11 protein-coding genes and 4 pseudogenes are annotated in these 16,988 nt (G+C 63.5%); 6 read left to right on the forward strand and 9 right to left on the reverse strand.

The window, feature by feature from the left end; all coding sequences use genetic code 11:
* Positions 1-279: 279 nt before the first annotated feature.
* Positions 280-888 (forward strand): tyrosine-type recombinase/integrase, encoded by a 609-nt coding sequence (locus XH79_RS07990; protein WP_271581321.1) that lies wholly within the window; start codon positions 280-282, stop codon positions 886-888.
* A gap of 46 nt (positions 889-934) precedes the next feature.
* On the opposite strand, the gene XH79_RS07995 is transcribed toward XH79_RS07990, so the two are convergent.
* The 7 genes and pseudogenes from XH79_RS07995 to XH79_RS08025 all read right to left on the reverse strand — a co-directional run bounded on the left by XH79_RS07995 (position 935) and on the right by XH79_RS08025 (position 9,606).
* Positions 935-1,117 (reverse strand): hypothetical protein, encoded by a 183-nt coding sequence (locus tag XH79_RS07995; protein WP_271581322.1) that lies wholly within the window; start codon positions 1,115-1,117, stop codon positions 935-937.
* 599 nt (positions 1,118-1,716) lie between these two features.
* Positions 1,717-2,646 (reverse strand): DUF2493 domain-containing protein, encoded by a 930-nt coding sequence (locus XH79_RS08000; protein ID WP_271581323.1) that lies wholly within the window; start codon positions 2,644-2,646, stop codon positions 1,717-1,719.
* A 311-nt stretch (positions 2,647-2,957) separates the two neighbouring features.
* Complete coding sequence (locus tag XH79_RS08005; protein ID WP_271581324.1) at positions 2,958-4,034, reverse strand: DUF7146 domain-containing protein; 1,077 nt, start codon at positions 4,032-4,034, stop codon at positions 2,958-2,960.
* A pseudogene (locus XH79_RS08010) lies at positions 4,034-7,307 on the reverse strand (strawberry notch family protein); the annotation flags it as partial. The gene XH79_RS08005 and the pseudogene XH79_RS08010, both read right to left, overlap by 1 nt.
* A 336-nt stretch (positions 7,308-7,643) precedes the next feature.
* A pseudogene (locus XH79_RS08015) lies at positions 7,644-8,056 on the reverse strand (hypothetical protein).
* A gap of 100 nt (positions 8,057-8,156) precedes the next feature.
* A pseudogene (locus tag XH79_RS08020) lies at positions 8,157-8,405 on the reverse strand (DNA-binding protein); the annotation flags it as partial.
* A gap of 4 nt (positions 8,406-8,409) precedes the next feature.
* Positions 8,410-9,606, reverse strand: a complete 1,197-nt coding sequence (locus XH79_RS08025; protein ID WP_271581325.1) for a DUF932 domain-containing protein — start codon at positions 9,604-9,606, stop codon at positions 8,410-8,412.
* Positions 9,607-10,439: 833 nt separating this feature from the next.
* Between XH79_RS08025 and XH79_RS08030 the strand changes: the two genes are divergently transcribed.
* Positions 10,440-10,649 (forward strand): hypothetical protein, encoded by a 210-nt coding sequence (locus XH79_RS08030; protein WP_225143851.1) that lies wholly within the window; start codon positions 10,440-10,442, stop codon positions 10,647-10,649.
* 227 nt (positions 10,650-10,876) lie between these two features.
* Here the strand turns inward: XH79_RS08030 and XH79_RS08035 are convergent.
* Together XH79_RS08035 and XH79_RS08040 are read right to left on the reverse strand one after the other, a co-directional pair.
* Positions 10,877-11,302: pseudogene (locus tag XH79_RS08035) on the reverse strand (ArdC-like ssDNA-binding domain-containing protein); the annotation flags it as partial.
* A 663-nt stretch (positions 11,303-11,965) separates the two neighbouring features.
* The gene (locus XH79_RS08040) at positions 11,966-13,006 is read right to left on the reverse strand and encodes an IS110 family transposase (protein WP_271581326.1); all 1,041 of its coding nucleotides are present in this window, start codon (positions 13,004-13,006) and stop codon (positions 11,966-11,968) included.
* 290 nt (positions 13,007-13,296) lie between these two features.
* Between XH79_RS08040 and XH79_RS08045 the strand changes: the two genes are divergently transcribed.
* From XH79_RS08045 to XH79_RS08060, 4 genes are all read left to right on the forward strand, one after another.
* Positions 13,297-13,623 carry a helix-turn-helix domain-containing protein gene (locus tag XH79_RS08045; protein ID WP_271581327.1) on the forward strand — a complete coding sequence of 109 codons (327 nt, stop codon included), beginning with the start codon at positions 13,297-13,299 and terminating at the stop codon, positions 13,621-13,623.
* Positions 13,624-13,892: 269 nt separating this feature from the next.
* Complete coding sequence (locus XH79_RS08050) at positions 13,893-14,720, forward strand: ImmA/IrrE family metallo-endopeptidase (RefSeq protein ID WP_271581328.1); 828 nt, start codon at positions 13,893-13,895, stop codon at positions 14,718-14,720.
* A gap of 25 nt (positions 14,721-14,745) precedes the next feature.
* On the forward strand, positions 14,746-16,020 hold the full coding sequence (locus tag XH79_RS08055) for a hypothetical protein (protein ID WP_271581329.1): 1,275 nt from the start codon (positions 14,746-14,748) through the stop codon (positions 16,018-16,020).
* 327 nt (positions 16,021-16,347) lie between these two features.
* Positions 16,348-16,988: PD-(D/E)XK nuclease family protein (locus XH79_RS08060; protein ID WP_271581330.1), on the forward strand; the 641-nt coding region annotated here is incomplete at its 3' end.

Here is a 16,988-nt window from a genome sequence, read left to right on the forward strand (position 1 = left end):
TTTGCGCATCGAAGTCCCCCGCGTGGAATCAACCCGCTGCGAGGGAATCAGAGTTCGCTAATTAGGTACAGACCCTAATCCTCTCCTTCCTAGATCACCTCGAGGGCGAGCGAAAGAACAGCGTGCGGAGCACGTAACGCGCGCCTGTCGGCGATCCGTTCCTTCCTGAAGTTCGCTGCCCACGAGGATCTGACCTCGCTTGCGGTCATCGAGCGCAGCCTTGCTGTCCCGCAGAAGCGTCACGACAAGGCCGTACTCGGCTTCCTGTCCCGGTCCGAAATGGATGCGATCATCGCGGCACCGGACTGCGCGACATGGGCCGGGCGGCGCGATCAGGCAATGTTCATGCTCCTCTACAACACCGGCGCCAGAGTATCCGAAGCGATTGGCCTGCGGGTCGGTGACGTGGTGCTGGACGTCTCGCCAGTGGCACACCTCCATGGGAAGGGAAGAAAGCGACGAAGCGTTCCACTCTGGAAGGCGACCGCCACGACGCTCCGACAGTGGCTTCGCCACCTGCCGGACACCGGCCCGCAGGGGTATCTGTTCCCGAGCTGCGCGGGCAAACAACTGTCACGCTCGAGCGTAACCCAGCGGCTCGCACAGGCGGTTGCGCAGGCGACGTCCAAGCTTCCTGCTCTTGCCGAACGGGCGATCTCGCCCCACACGATCCGCCATACGACAGCGATGCATCTGCTGCAGTCGGGCGTGGATATCACAGTTATTGCACTGTGGCTCGGCCACGAGCATCCGAGCACGACGCATATCTACATGGAGGCGGACCTCAAGATGAAGGAGGAGGCATTGAGCCGGCTCCAGCCGATCGCCGCTACACCAGCGCGGTATCGCCCACCGGACCAACTCATGGCCTTCCTCCAGTCGCTGTGATTATGCGCAGCCCGATCCCGCGTCGGGCTGCGTTCTCACAGGCGCCTCATTCGGAACTGCTCATAATCTGCCAGGGATCATAATCGTGAATGATGGCGGCGGGATCGCCATCGTACTCACCGGACGGCATGACGCCGTAGGCGCCTGTGCCGGACTGGAAGACGACGACACAGACCATGAGGGTGGTAGCGAGGTTCCAGCCATTGGCGAATGCGAGGGCTTGAGGCATTGATCCGGCTCCTGTGCTGAGGCGGGGGCCATCCCCGCGCGACAGGCGCCCAATGTTTCGGCCGAGGGCCGCAATCATCGCGCAGACGGAGACGGAGCGGCGGCACGCGCACGCGTAAGCCGACCCCTTGCGGGTTGATGGCGTCAGGCCTCTCGGTCCGACCAAGGGTCAGCGCCGATAGCGCGGGGTGGCGCCCACCGGCGGGAGCCGTGCCTTGCAGTCATCTGCGACCGGCGCTCGGAATATCGTCGCCCCTACCGGCCGTTGGCTGATCGGCTAAGGTGCATTGCGACTTGGATGATGGAGTGAGGCGCCATGGCGGAATTCACGGGGCGTAACCTGCATCTGGTGAAGAAGGCGCTCGCCATTGCCGTGTTGGCGATCGAGCGGCAGCCGGGGCCGCTTAAATCGGCGTCAGACCAAAGCGACATGAAGGCGCTGCTCGACGAAATGATCGAGAACCACGCGAAGTTAGCGCACTATATCCGTGCGGCGCGGATCGCCGTGATAGGCGAGCCAGACCGAAAGACGTTTTTGCGTAAGGGCGGCGATCCGCCTCTCCGGTTCATGTATATCTCGCGTCGATGCGAAAGCGGCGCCTATGCGCCGCCGTACTTCCAGACCGGGATGCCGAGCTTCTTCGCCTTGTCGGCCAGATTGTCCTGGATTCCCGTGCCCGGGAAATGCATCACACCGGTCGGCAGCTCGTTGAGTATCGCATCGTTGCGTTTGAACGGAACGGCCTTGGCGTGTTTTGCCCAGTCGGGCTTGAAGGCGATCTGCGGGACCTTGCGGTTGTCGGCCCATTTGGCGGCGATTAGCTCGGCGCCCTTAGGAGATCCGCCGTGTAGCAGCACCATGTCCACATGCTTGGCGTGCACTTGGTCAAGTTTAGCCCAGATCAACCGGTGATCGTTGAAGTCGAGACCGCCGGTCAGCGCCACTTTCGGACCGGGCGGCATCAGCACCTGATTGTCGGCGCGCTTCTTTGCGGCCAGGAAATCGCGGCTGTCAATCATCGCGGAGGTCAGATTGCAGTGGTTGACTTTCGACCCGTTGCGCGGCCGCCAGGCGGAATGGGTGTGGCGTTCGAACTCCTCGGCGGCCTGGTCGCGCATCAGCTCGAAGGCGTTGCGTCGCTCGATCAGCGTCTGGCCTTCCGCGGTCAGTCGCTCCAGCTCGACGGACTTGATCTCGCTGCCGTCCTGCTCCCGCTGCGAGCGCTGTTGCGCCAGCTCGTTTTTGTCGAGCTCGCGCTCGATCCTGTCGATGGCACGATGGAAGACGTTCACCGTCGACCAGAGCAGGTCTTCGAGGTCGGGCTCGAGACGGGTGTCGGATAGCGCCATCACCAAGGCCCCGAAGAGGTCGGCGACGCTGCCGGCGAGGATGTGACCTCTGGGGAGCGGCCTCGGATCAGGCTCGTCCTGGAAGGCACGGTACCCATAGAGCTGCAGTTCTTGGATGATCTGGTCGGTCGGGGATGAGCTGTGGTGCGGCTCGAAATCGTCGTCGTGGTCGGTGGTCATTACGGCTTTCCTCGCCGGGATCGACCGCGCCCATCGCGGCCTTCATGGCGACGAAGGCGGCACGCGGAACGGACTTGCACCCGCAGCGAAGCGAAGGGCCGAAGCGGAGCGGAGGACCGAAGGGGGCCGACTATTTTGCCTCGCGATGTAAAGGCGGTTCTGCCGCCGACGGAAAATAGTCGGCCCACGAGGTTGCCGGTCCCAGCCGCTTGCCGCCCGATCGCCCTCTTAGAAGGCCCTGGAGCGGTCCTCTTCGGCTTCGGGGGGTAGCGTGACAAGCGGCCTCCCGGTGACGAAGCGCCGGATCGCCCTCATCCCGTTCCGGCTATGCTGCCAGCTCCAAAAAAGCGCGCGACGTCCTGGACTGCGATCTGCACGCGGATCGCGGCGCGAAGGGCGTCAAATCCGAGCAGGCGAAGATCCTCGTTGAAGTCGCCAAGCCGTGGCGAGATCACGATCGCCTCGATCCCAGCCTCCTGCGCCCGATCGATCAAGGTCGTCATGGCGCCGCTACCTGCAGGATCGTCATCACGCGCGATGTAGAGCCGGCGCAGCGTGTCGGGGAAGAGGATGGCAGAAAGATGCGCCGCCGAGAGGGCTGCGACCATCGGCATAGTCGGCACGACGCTGCGGAGCGAGAGCATCGTCTCGATGCCCTCGCCGGCCGCCATGGCGTCGCGGGCTACGCCAAATCGAACAGCGTGCCCAAGCAGGTCGCCCATCGCTCGTTTCGGCGCGTCGATCCGCGCCTTGCCAAGCGTCGTCTCGCTAAAGCCATCGGGGTCAAGCCAGGTGCGATGCGCGCCGGTCAGATGGCCGTTCAGATCGGTGACGGCGGCGATCATCGCCGGCCAGGTCTCCGTCGGGCTGTGGTCATCGGGCCGGTAGTAGCAACGTGGGTGAAAACGCAGACAGCCGGTTTCGTGCAAAGCCGTAATGCCGCGATTGCGGAGATACGCCTCTACGAGTGTGCCAGTGATCGGCTGGGACATGCCGAAGAGTCGCCGCGCCGCCTCTGGCGAACCGAGGGGCACAGGCGATTTTCGTGACGGGGACCGATTTAGCTCTACCTCCAGTTCTGGACGCGACAGATTCAGAAAGCGTCGCGCCTCATTGGCGACATCGCGAAAGTTGGTGAAACCGCAGCTCTCGCGGATCACGTCGAGGAGATCGCCATGTTCGGCCGACGCGGCATCAGTCCATTTGCCCGCGGGTGCCTTAATCGATTCCTTGAGCCGCACGAACATCGAGCGACCAGGCGTATTACGGACGTCGCCCACCATCCAGTAGCGGCCCTGGCGCCGCCCGTTGGACAAATAATGGCGGCACACCGCCTCCGCGTCACGCGCGAGACGGCGGGCCAGTTCGGATGCGTCGTCGCGGGCCATCAGGCGGCCTCCCGCTTGCCGATGCGCACGACCGGGTAGTGGTCGAGCACCTTCGTCAGCACCCCGGCGTCGGTTTCGTCTGTCGGCACGAACATGCGCAGCTTCCACGAGATAATCTCGCTGAAGAGGCCGTAGGCGCGCAGCCGCTCACGCATCGCGTCGCTGAAGCCGGACAGCTCGATGCGATGGGCGCCCATCACGCGGACACGACGGAGCTGCAGATCCTCGGCGAGGTCGAGGATGGTGCACCCCTCCATCAGCGCGGAGAACGCTTCGTGTGGGGTCAAGCTGCAGGTCGCGGTCGCGCAAGCATTCGCCGCCCAGGCCGGCGAGACCCTGCGACCGATGATGCGTTCGCCATCGTGGGTCTGGAGCCGATGGACTCGGGTCGACTCGTTCGGGAGCCGCTTCCAGATCGGCAGCAGCAGACCGGCGACGATATGGAGGGTGCTCTCAGCGAACGCGGGAACGTCGACGACTTCGCCGTTCCATGCTCCTGCGAATGTCTCGCGATCCGCCGGCTGCCAGTGGCTTTCGTCCATCATCTTCATCGAAGCATGATGGTGCTCCATGGGGCGGATCAGCCGGACGCGGCGTTCCATCTCGCCGTCATCGAGCACGAAGCTCGGCGCCGGAATCTGCACGGCGGCACGCCCCGAGCGCTCGTTGACCAGCAGCACAGCCGGAGCATCGGCGAGATAATCGAGTGCATGATTCAGCGTCATGGGACGGTTGCGCCGGTGTTCCGTGATCGTGAGCAGCCGGGTTTCCGCGCCGGTCGCAGGGTGCGTGTAGATCGGGTGCCGACCGGTGACGACGAAGCTGTCGGCCTGTAGCGTCTCCAGGCCGATGTCGTAGACGCCGTTAGCAATGGCGCCCTCGACCTTGGCGTTCAGCAACTGCTCGAAGGCCGTGAACAGCAGACCTTGCAGGTCGATGGTGAGCGCGAGCAGCCGGTTCAGGAACGTCGTGATCGGCGGCAGCTCGTCCCTGATGCCGTTTTCGTCCACGAGCTTCAGGCCCGTGGCATCCTCGAACATCTCGAGCGAGCAGCCTTCGACCTTGCCGCGCGCGAGCAGCAGGTAGAGCTCGCGCAGCGCGTCGCGAGCGTAGTGACTCTCAAGATTGTCCTCGGGCCGGAACAGGCCTTGGCCGCCGGTCTGGCGCTGGCCGCGCGTGACGGCACCCAGCGTGTCGAGCCGGCGCGCGATGGTTGAGAGGAAGCGCTTTTCCGCCTTCACGTCGCTCGCAATGGGGCGGAACAGAGGCGGCTGCGCCTGGTTGGTGCGGTTGGTTCGACCGAGCCCCTGGATCGCGGCGTCGGCCTTCCAGCCCGGCTCCAGCAGATAATGGACCCGAGGCCGGCGATTCCGCACCGAGAGTTCGGCGTGGTAGCTGCGGCCGGTGCCGCCAGCTTCCGAGAAGATAAGCACGCGCTTTGCGTCATCCATGAAGGCGGCGGTCTCTGCGAGATTGGCGGAGGCCGAACGGTTCTCGACGGCAAGGCGGTCCCCCTTGCGCACCACGCGCCGCGAACGTCCGGTCACTTCCGCCACGAGGTCCGTGCCAAAACGCTGCACGATCTGGTCGAGCGCGCCGGGAACGGGCGGGAGCGAAGCGAGCCGCTCGATCAGCTCATTGCGGCGAGCAACCGCCTCGCGGCTCTCGACCGGCTGGCCATCACGGAAGACAGGGCGGGACGAGAGGTTGCCGTCGCCGTCAGTGAAGGGCTCATAGAGCTGCACCGGGAAGGAATGGGCGAGGTAATCCAGCACGTACTCGCGCGGCGTGATGTCCACCAGCACGTCGTTCCATTCCTCAGGTGGAATCTCGGCGAGGCGGCGCTCCATCAGCGCTTCGCCGGTCGACACGATCTGGATGACGGCGGCATGGCCCTCGGCCAGATCCCGCTCGATGGAGCGGACCAGGGTCGGCGTCTTCATGCTGGTGAGCAGGTGACCGAAGACCGCTGCTTGGCGGACTCGAATGCCGAGCGCGCGGCTGACTTCGCCTGACGATTGAGCGTGCCGGTCTCGCCGGTGATGTTGGAGGCCTGCATTGCCGCGTCGAGATGATTGGAATTGTGGCGAACGCACCGGCGTAGGCGTCGTAGATGCGCTGCTGCTCGTCGGTGAGCTGGTGCTCGACCAGCTCATATTCTACGCCGTCGTAGGAAAGCGAGCGGGCGGTGTAGAGGCCGAGCGAGCGAAGGTCGCGCGAGAGCACCTCCATCGCCGCGACGCCGCCCTCCTCGATCGCCTCGACGAATTCGGCGCGGGTGGCGAACGGAAAATCCTCTCCGCCCCAGAGCCCGAGGCGCTGAGCATAGGCCAGATTGTGGACCGTGGTGGCACCGGTTGCCGAGACATAGACGATGCGGGCATTGGGCAGCGCATGCTGCAGGCGCAGGCCCGCACAACCCTGCTGCGAGGGCGCGACATCGCCCCGCTCGCCCTTGCCGCCACCGGCATTCTGCATGGCATGGCTCTCGTCGAAAATGATGATGCCGTCGAAGTCGGAGCCTAACCATTGAACAATCTGCCGGACGCGCGAAAGCTTCTCGCCGCGGTCGTCGGACCGCAGCGTAGCGTAGGTTAAAAATAGGACGCCTTCGGCCAGGCGGATCTCACGCCCTTGAGGGAAACGCGAGAGCGGCGTGACCAAGAGACGCTCCATTCCGAGCGCCGACCAGTCGCGCTGCGCGTCCTCGAGCAGCTTGTCGGACTTCGAGATCCAGACCGCCTTGCGCCGGCCCTGCAGCCAGTTGTCCAGAATAATGCCGGCGGACTGGCGGCCCTTGCCGGCGCCGGTCCCGTCGCCGAGCATAAAATCTCGACGGAAGCGGACGGCGTTCGGTGCGTCATCGCGGGCGGCCATGACGAGGTCGAAGGTCTCGTCTACCGTCCACCCGCCGGCGAGATAGTTGCCATGCGCCTCCCCCGCATAGATGACCGTCTCAAGCTGGGCGTCGGACAGAATGCCATCGCTGACGAGGTTGACCGGCAGCCGGGGCCGATAGCTCGGCTTCGGCGGCGCGACCGAGCCCATCGCGGTCGACTGCACCAGCTTGGTCGGATGCGCTTGCGCGCCGGGGATCCGAATCGATTGAAGCCGGTATTCCTCGTAGATGGCGTCGCTCAGGCGCGCGCCCTCGGACGGCGTCCAATCGGTCGTCTCATAGGCGAGATCGACGGCTTCCGGATCGGTGACGGCGACCTTGGCCGAATGTGCGGTGGCTCGTGCGAGATAGCCGCGCACGGTGCGAGGCGCCGGCGATGCTGGGCGAACAGACGAGATCGGCGCGGCCTGATCGGCCGCGATCGGGGAATGGTCGTTCATGGAGGCCTTAAGGAGAGCGGGAACGGGCGAGCCGATCGGCGCTCTCTCTCGGACCGGACCGGCTCAAACCCGTTCCGGCAGCCCTCTCGCTCTCAGCATCAAGGCGGTGCCCGACATGAGAAACGGCGCCCCAGATGGCGGGGCGCCGCGCACAGAGCATTCCTCAGTATCCAAACTGCCAAGAAGGCCAACCTTAGCCGTCGTCAGCCTCGGCGGCGGCTTCTGCGAGGTAGCTCGCGTCGTGCTTGACGACGGTGACGATGTGCTGGCTCATGACGTAGCTCCCTCGATCGGATCGTTTTCGCGCGCGAGAATGGTCTCGGCCTTCGCGATGGCGGCGTCCGCCCGCCGGCGCCAAAGCTCGACATCCGCTGAGCCTCCCTCCGGAGCGTGGGCGAGTATCTTGAGCAGACCGAGCAGCACCTCGAAATGGTCGGCCTTGCGCTGGACCTGCTCATCAAAACGTGAGGGAAACGACAGGGGCCGGCCGATATAGGCGGCATCGCGGCCTTCCCAGGCACCAGTGACATAGGTATCGCCGGACGTTTCAACGTCCGACTTACTGTCGTCCCAGCCCTCGTCGGTGATCGCGAGATCGCAGGCTTGGTCGGCGTTTCGGCTTCGGAAGTTCGCTGCCGATAGATCGGCAGGCGATAGGTCGTCTCGATGGTAAAGAGGGGCACGAGAGCCTCCATAATAATACAAAAGCCCGGCACAAGCCGGGCTTGGGGGGATTGACGGTGAAGAGACGCGGGACGGCGGAAGCCGTCCCGCGTGCTCGAGCTATTCGGCCGCGATCATGTGCAGTTCGGCCGCTTCGTCAGCCGGGGTTTCCTCATCGTCGCCGGTGAGGAATTCCGGCAGCGCCTCGCCATCGCCCTCGGACTCCGCGGCGTCGACGGTCGCCGCCTGGTCGGCATCGGCCATTCGCAGGGGCTCGGGCAGCCAGCCGCTCTCGGCCAGGAGCCGTTCGGCCTCCTTGGCCATGTCGCCCTTTTTCAGGTGGTCGATGAGCTGGGCGGCCCGCTCGCCGGTATCAGGCTGCGCGATCGAGCAGCTTCTTCGCGCGCGACTCGAGATCAAGTCGTGCGTCCTGATGGGTCTTGCCGCGCGCAACCGCTGTGATGCCTTGCACGAAATCGAACACGCTTTCTGGCTTGCGTCCTTCCTCGGACAGCACCCGTTCGATGATCTTCGCCGACTCTGTCTTCGAGAAGCCGCGCTTGCGCAGGAACTCGCTGCGGTCCTCGTCGCTGCGGGCAACGATCTTTTCCCGTGCGGCCTTGATGCCGTTGACGAACGGCATCGGTGAGGAATTGGCAAAGCTGGCTAGCGCCGGGGCCGCCTCATGGGCAAACCGTGAGGCGGCGTATTTGGAGTGGCGGATGGTGATCTCCTCAAAATCCTCGACGCCCCATAGATTGCGGTTCTGGCAGACGGCGCGAAGATAGAAGCTCGCCATTCCGAGCGTCTTCGCGCCCACCTCGGAATTCCAGCAGTAAAAGCCACGGAAGTAGAGGTCCGGCGAGCCATCGCGAAGCCGGCCGGCCTCGATCGGGTTGAGATCGTCGACCAGGAACAGGAAGACATCGCGATCGGAGGCGTAGAGCGTCGTCGTATCCTGGGTGATGTCAACGTTCGGATTGTAGACGCCAGTCGACCAGTCGAGCACGCCAGGGATCTTCCAGCGCGTGTCGCCCGTGCCATTGCCGGCGATGCGCTGAACGGCCGCCACAAGTTCGTGGTCAAATATGCGCCCATATTCGGGTCCCGTAACGGCGCGAAGCTCGACGCGACCATCCTCCATTTCGAGCGTCTTGACCTGCGCGGCTCGATGAGAGCTGAGGCCGAACTGCAGGTTGATGCCAGCGAGCTGCGCCGGAAGCTGACGGAGGTAAGTCGCCGGCGCTCCGACCAGGCTGGCAAGTTGGCCGAAGCTCCAGTGAGTGGATGCGATCGGCGCGTTGGAACCAGGCAGCAGCAGAGCCAGGCGCTCGGCATCGTCGCGGCTGGCCTCAACTCGTACCGCGGCGCTTTCGACCGTTCGAGTCCGGTTTCGCTCGCTCCGTCCACGCACCGTGGCAGAAAGGTCCGACAGGGAGAGATAGCGCTCGTCCGCTGGCCTCGCAAACCACTCCGATGATACGCGGCCGACGCGGGTCCCGCGGGTCACGTCCACCTTGTAGCCGCCACCGTGGTCGCGAGCGGCGCTCAGAATTTCGACTTGGGTCATGGGTCATCTCCACGACGGTTCGCCGGAGGCCTCTCCTCCGTTCTTCAACCCGTCACGGCGAAGCCTGTCCGCCCTCTCACCCTAATGGGGCGTCGCGGGGTTTGCCTGCAGAAGGGGTCGGCTGAGACCACACGCTCGGGCGTAGGGAAAGGCCATTCCCTCAAAGGCCTACCGCCGGATTTCGGGAGGACAGGATGGCGCACCTCCGCTCTGCCCGCGTTTGAATCAGCGTGGAGGCTTTGCGCGATCGTCGAGCCTCAGGACTTTTTCAGCTGAATTCGTCGGGTCAGTTGGGCTGGCTCGACCACCGGCCTCCTATTCCGTAGTTGTGGTACTAGTTTCGTATTACGACTGGCAGAGCGAAGAACAAGCGTCCGCCCCGACCAGCATCACGACCGAGTCACTAGATCGCGCGCCAAAATGTCGACTCTGCGGTACCGCCGCGTCTACGAGCGACACTTCGAGGCAGAGGGTATGAGTTTGAAGGGCGCTTGTAGCCCGAACGGAGCCAACTGAGCAGGGGAACGGTGGCTTCGAGCTTGCAAATAATGCTTCCGGCCCGTCCTATTTTTACGCTACAGCGCGCGGGAATTGGGGGCGGCATCAGAGAGCCTTTTGTTTGGCACCGAAGGCGATATAAACCAACACATCCGGGCAATTGAGCTAGACTCAGATGGCGTCGAAACAAGTCAGCAGCAACCTCATCGGCTACCACGAAAGCAGCGCCTTTGTTGGTAAGCCCGCGTCGAGCCCCAAGGTCGCACTGTGAAAATGCCCATCTAGTCAGTGGTTTTTCCGATTGTCGCTGAGATCATCGAAGCTAGGCAGGGACCATGGTTGACAACGATAACAACAAGCGGCGCCGGCTTGTGGAGTTCAAGGACGGTTGCCGCTATGGCAAGTTCGGAAAAACTAAGGCTTATGAACTGATCGCCTATGAGATGATTAGGGCCTACAAGATGGGAGGTAAGACCATGATCGACCTCGACAGCGTGGATGAATATCATGCTTCGCTGCCGAGGGTGGAGACGAGGGCAAGCTAGGCCGCCGATACCGCAGCGAGACAGCGGGCTGCACCGTCGCGCAGGCTATCAAGGCAGGCGATCAGACAAATGCTGCATTAAAGGCACGCGCGTTCGGCCCAACGGACCTCACGGTGATAGAAGCTGCGGATCTTTTTGCCCTTGCCGAGCTGTCGCCGCAAGACCTCATCGCGCCGCCGTCGCTTTTTGCCTGTCGTGGGCGTGTTGGACTTCGACTAGTTCGCCATATCGGTGTTGACGACCCTAAAGCGCTTGAGAAATGGAATGGCCTGCGCTTCGTCGCCGGTCTCGTCGGCGCGCCGCTTCTCATCACGCGGCACGAAACGGTCGGAGTAGACCACCGTGGTGCCACGCTCCCCCTTACGCACATGGCCTCCAAGCGACAGCGCTTGCCGGAACGTGAGCCAGCTTTGACCGCTGTAACCATGCTCGATCGTGCTTCCCCAGAGCAGAAGGACGTTGATCCCGCTGTAGGATCGATCGGTCGAAGCATTTTTCGGCATCGCTAAGGGTGCCCTTGCCGCGGCAGTGCCCCAAGGCTGGACCCGGGGCACGCGGCCTGCCTCAAGCTCAGCAATGATTTTGTCGGTGATCTCGTTATAGAGGTTCGCGCGGTCCTGGCCGGCGCACGCGTGAACAGCAGGGCTTGACATCCCGGTTCTCCGCGACGGGCGCCACAAGCCTCTCTCGCAGCTTGTAACCCGTCACGGAAAAAAACCAGCCGCACTCTTACTCTCAGCCTTTTGCGCAATCTGCCTTAGGGCCGCAGGCCTTAATCAGGCGTGCGCCAGGGCACATCGCCTTAAAGAGAAATGGCACCCGCAGGAGCGTGAGCATAGCGGCGCCGAAGGCGGCACGCGGGACCGAGTGCAGCGACGAGACCGGTCAAAAGGGCACCCGGGAACGGGGCAGTGATAGCGACGTCGGCATCTTCATGACGGCGGGCCCCTTTCCCGAGTGCCCCCGGCGAGGAGCACTAAAACTCTAGCGCGAGGGATCGAAGCCGCAGGCCGAGACGCTACGCGGCTCGGTTCATATGTGGACGGCCCCCGACTTGCAAGGATTGGCTCTGGCAGCATGCTCGGATCGCTTGCGCTCATATGTCCGGCCTGTTTTCGGGTCTTGCGACCACCGGCCAAGATGGGCTTCGCGGACAGTGAGATCCAAACACGAGAGCGGCATTTTCTGCCGGTAAACCGAGCGGAGCATTTCACTGGCCGGCTCGCGCCGAACGTACCACCTCTTCCTGTCTTGCAAGTTCCGCCCCCAGCGTCAAACCTTCCGGTCTGGCGCCAAGCTCTGCATTTCGTTTAAGGCTATGTCGGCATCGGCATGACGCTGGCCGCAGGTCGGTACCGCTCGCCGCTGACCATCAGTTTCCACGCGATCCGCGCCAGCTTATTTGCCAACGCTATGGCCACCAGCTTCGGCGGCTTGCGTGCGATGATGTCTTTCAGCCAGGGCCAGGAGCGCGTTTCCCGTCGGCGCATATCTGCGATCACAGCCGTCGCGCCAGCCACTAAAACGGTTCGCAACATACCGTCGCCGGCGCGTGTAATCACGCCGAGCCTGTTTTTTCCGGCCGTCGAGTGATTCTTTGGGGTCAGGCCAAGCCACGCGGCAAAGTTTCTTGCCGACTTGAACCCGCGCGCATCCACGACCTTGATCGACAGCAGCGTCGCACCGATCGGACCGACGCCCGGGATAGCCGCCAGTCGTCGGCTCATCTCGTTACTCCGGTGGAGTTGCATGAGCTTCTTGTCGAGCTTGGCGATCTGGTCATCGACGCGCGCCAGTTCTGCCGCCAAAGCGTCCACCAATTCCTTCGTCAAGTCGGGGACCAGTGCGTCGGCCTGAATGTCGATCAGCAATTGTTGAAGCCGGGAAAGCCCCTTGGGCGCGGTAAAGCCGAATTCCGCGGCGTAGCCACGGATCGAATTGGCGAGTTGGGTCCGTCTGCCGATGAACTGGTTGCGCACACGCGCTAACATCTGTGCGCCCTGCTGCTCGGGACTCTTAATAGGCACAAAGTTCTTGCGAAGTTTCGGCCGGCTTGCCGCCTCGCAAATTGCCTCGGCGTCCGCAGCGTCGGATTTACCGCGCTGCACGTAAGGTTTGACATATTGCGGCGGGATCATCGCCACCTCGTGCCCGAGCGATTGCAGCTCTCGCGCCCAATAGTGCGATGCCCCGCACGCTTCCAGCGCGACAAGCGCAGGCGGCAAACGCCTGAAGAACTCCAAAACCTGTCCGCGCCTCAACTTCCGCCGTAAAACCGGCTGCTCCGTCCCGTCAACGCCATGCAGCTGAAATACACTCTTCGACGTATCCAGACCGATGCGAACAATCGAATCCATGGGCGGCTCCTTTGTTTGAGGTCAGCGACGACCTCATCTTGCCACGCAGTGTGGCGGAAGGGGGCCGTCCACCCCAACACGAGAGCCCGGTGCGGCTCCGGCCGCACGCGCAGACAGCGAGGACGAGGGCTTCAAGGGACGTCTGGGGCTGCATTCGCTGCCCCAGGCCGATAACTTCTACCGCAAGATCGGGATGACCGATCTGGGGCAGGACGCGTCGTACCAGAATTTAAGGTACTTTGAGATGACCAGCGAGCAGGCTCGCGCGTTCTTCGAAAAGGAGGAGAACGATGAAACTTGAACGAAGCAAAGAGTGGTGGATGGCTCGGGCACGTCGTGAAGGCGACGCCGTCATCGGCGCCGGCTTGCTCGCGTTCGATCCAGCTCCCGATACGCGCCCGGCTGCTGCCCAGCAGACCGCGGCGGTTGAAGAAACGCGAATCGCCTTTGGCAAATTCGTGAACCTGATGCGCCGTCGCCGCGGCTTCTCGATGGAGAGGCTGGCAGAGGTCGCCGAGCTCGACGCCAGCGAACTACTCGTTATCGAGGACGACGTCCATTATGTCCCAGAGCCCCGAACGGTCTTCAAACTGGCGCAGACCTTTGCGGACGCTTGATGCAGCTTGCCGAACTGGCGGCGGCGAACGATGCTGGGTTGCGGCAGGAAGCCGTTTGATTCGCCGCCCGCTCCGAGACTGTGCAGAAGCTTACGCCGGAAGAGAATTCGGCTCTTGAGGCATTCGTCGCCGTCTTGAGCGAACAGGATCCTAAGCGAGCCAAGTGAAGAACGTCAGTCTCGGACATCGAACGATCGCCGACATCGACGTACAGGTCGACAAGGTCCTGCGCGGTCTTGGAGACCCGGAGCCGCCGATCGATCTACGTATTGTCCGTCCTGCTGAAGCTTGACCGCGGCTACTACTCGACCACGGACGACAGCCTTTTGCGAGAGACCTTCTGGCGCATGAAGGTCGCAGGTCTTCAGGTTCTTCTCCGCCCAACGATCCTACGCGACGCGGTCCAGACCCTGAGCCTCAAAGCCCTGTACTTGCCCGATCAGAAGCGGATCCTGCTCGACCAGGATCTCCCCGTCCTCAAGCACCATTGGAACGAGGCTCATGAGATCGGGCACGACATCATCCCGTGGCATAATGAGATGATGTTGGGCGACACCGAGCAGACGCTCATGCCCGCCTGCCACCAGAAGATCGAGGCCGAGGCAAACTATGCCGCCGGCCAGTTGCTGTTTCTCGCAAGCCGCTTTGCCGCCCAAGCTGCAAGCTCTGCTCCGAGCCTGGCTCTCGTCAAGAGCCTGAGCAAGGGATTTGGCAACACCATGACCTCAACCCTGTGGCGCTTCGTCGAACAAGGCCATGGCGGCCGGCCGATCGTAGCCCTCGTCACTGGCCATCCGCATCGGACACGGCGCAAGGCTGATTTCGATCCTGCCAATCCGTGCCGGTATTGCGTGGAATCGCCTCCGTTCCGTGAGCGGTTCGGCACGATGCGCGAGACCGATCCGTTCGCGACGATCGTCGGCTATTGTGGTTCGCAGAGCGGGGGCAGTCTCGGTCGCAGCGAGGTGCTGTTGGCGGACCTCAATGGCGATCGGCATGTTTTCGATTTCGAGACGTTCTTCAATCGCCACGAGGCGTTGACACTGGGCCATTGGCTGCGCTCATACAATGCGCCGGTGCCAGTGCGAGTGTTCTAAGGAGATGGTCCGGCGATCAACTCTCGTGCTCGATGGACCGCTCGCGATGCGGATGCAGCGGCTGGTGGCGGCACGGGAAGGAAGCATCGGCCGTGAAATCCTCACGCTTCCATTCCTTGCTGCCCGTCTTGCCGGCGGCTTTGTGGCGCCCGTCGCGACCGACGTTCTTTATCCCGCCATTCAGGCGGCGCTGGCTGCGGGCGGCTTCCAAGACCTCGGCCACGTGTCGAGCCTACCGGGGATGCCCCGGGCTGTCCTTCAGTCGCTGACCGCAGTCTGGCGCGCCGACATCGATCTTTCGTCCTTGCCACAACATGTCGGCCGCGTCGCGGATCTGTGTCTCCTCGAAACGCGCATCAGAGAGCGCCTTCCCGCCTCCAGGATGCTGCCCCGCGATCTTCGCGACGCTGCATTGGCGAGGGCTTCATTTTCCACGTCCTTGCTCGGGCCAGTCACGCTCGATGGAATCGTTGAGATCGATGCCGTCTGGCGCCCCCTGCTCAACGGGATTGCGCAATTCACGGGGCTCTCCTGGAACATCCCGGCGCCGACGGAGGAACAGGCGTGGTTTAAGGGCACAATCCACCGGCAGCCAGTGACACCGCCGGCGACATTCTCGGCCGAGGCGAGCGCAGATCCCAAATCCGAGGTGGTGGAGGCGCTTCGGTGGGTGCATCGGCTGCTGTCCTCTGGCGAGGCAAGAGCCAAGGACATCGGCATTGCGGCGACGTCGACGACGGACTGGGACGACCATTTTCTCGCCTATGCAAATAGCGCGGGCCTTCCCCTGCACTTCTCGCACGGCATACCAGCGCCAGGCACGCCGGAGGGGCAAGCCTGTGCCGCATTGGCCGACGTTCTAACGACCGGTCTCAGCCAGGAAAGGATTTGGCGCCTGATCAGACGGCTGCCGCCACGGCCCTTCGCGGGCACCCTTCCAAAAGACTGGTTTGCCGGCATACCGCGCGGCGCGGGCCTGAGGACGCTCGAACAGTGGCGCGGGGCGCTCATCGCCGCGAGATCCCATCGCGCGGACGACATGGCTGCGGAAGGTGCCCTGCTTCCGATTCTGGAGCTTCTGGCGCGCGGCCCCGAGGCCGGCCAGGAAGCCGGCCGACTCCTACTCAGCGGCGCGAGCCTCGCGATGTGGAACTGCGGAGCGCGCCACCACACGCGGTTTCGCTTTCCTTGCAGGCAATGCGGGTGCGCGACGGCCGAGACCCGGCGAACAGCGTTGTGTGGAGCCCCGCTTCGCATCTCGCTGCGAGCCCGCGACCGTTCACGCGACTGCTTGGTCTGACGAGCCGATCCTGGCCTCGGCTCGAGAATGATGATCCTTGATCCCTCACCATCTTCTCGACCGTCGGATGCTGCATGTATTGACGACAGCAGATCGCGATCGCCGGCACTTTGAGGTCATCCGCGATGGAACGCGCGAGCACCTGATCCTCTCGCGGCCACAGCGCAATGCAAAGGGCAGCATCCTATCGCCAAGCTCGCTCTATCCCGCGAACGAGGTGGTCCACAAGCGTGACCGTATTCCCGAACACGCGTTCAGCGAAGCAGACCGGCTTCTGGCGCGGCCGCGCGATGCGGGAGCGCTCGAGCATGTCCGTCAGAGCCAGCAGTGCTGGCACGCCACGACGGCTTGGTCGCATCCGACCATCCCGCGATCCTAGCCGCTCTTGCCCGGACCCAATCGACGACGTCGCTTCAGAGGCTCCTGCGGGACCCGCTCGGCTACGTCTGGCGCTATGCGCTGGGATGGCGCTCCATCCGCCTGGAGGGCGAGCCGCTCCAGCTTGATCCGATAGCTTTTGGCGAATTGGTACACGAGCTCATTGCCGGCGCGATAACACGGCTTGAGCCAAGGCCGGGCTTCGCGCGCGCAAACGCCGACGAGATCGAGGCCGCCATTGAGGCAGCGTCCAGCAAGGTTCTGGCGTCCTGGCCGCTACAGCGCTCGGTGCCACCAGCTATCCTCTGGCAACATACCGTGAAGGAAGCCGCTCGCCGCACGACCAAAGGTCTTGCCTGCGACGATCCGACCCGGGCGGATACAAGGAGCTGGAGCGAAGTCCCGTTCGGCCAGGAGACGCTAATAGGCGGCGACTTGCCGTGGGATGAGACGGTCAAGGTACCGATAGAGCAAGCGGGACTTATCTTTGGTGGTCGGATAGATCGGCTCGACATCCGCGCCTCCGGCGAGGCTGAGATGCATCAGAACATCACGGTCACCGTCGAGCCGTCCGCTTACCTGCAAGCCGC

Origin of the sequence: Bradyrhizobium sp. CCBAU 45389, from assembly GCF_028128625.1 — a bacterium.
Classification (GTDB): domain Bacteria; phylum Pseudomonadota; class Alphaproteobacteria; order Rhizobiales; family Xanthobacteraceae; genus Bradyrhizobium; species Bradyrhizobium liaoningense_B.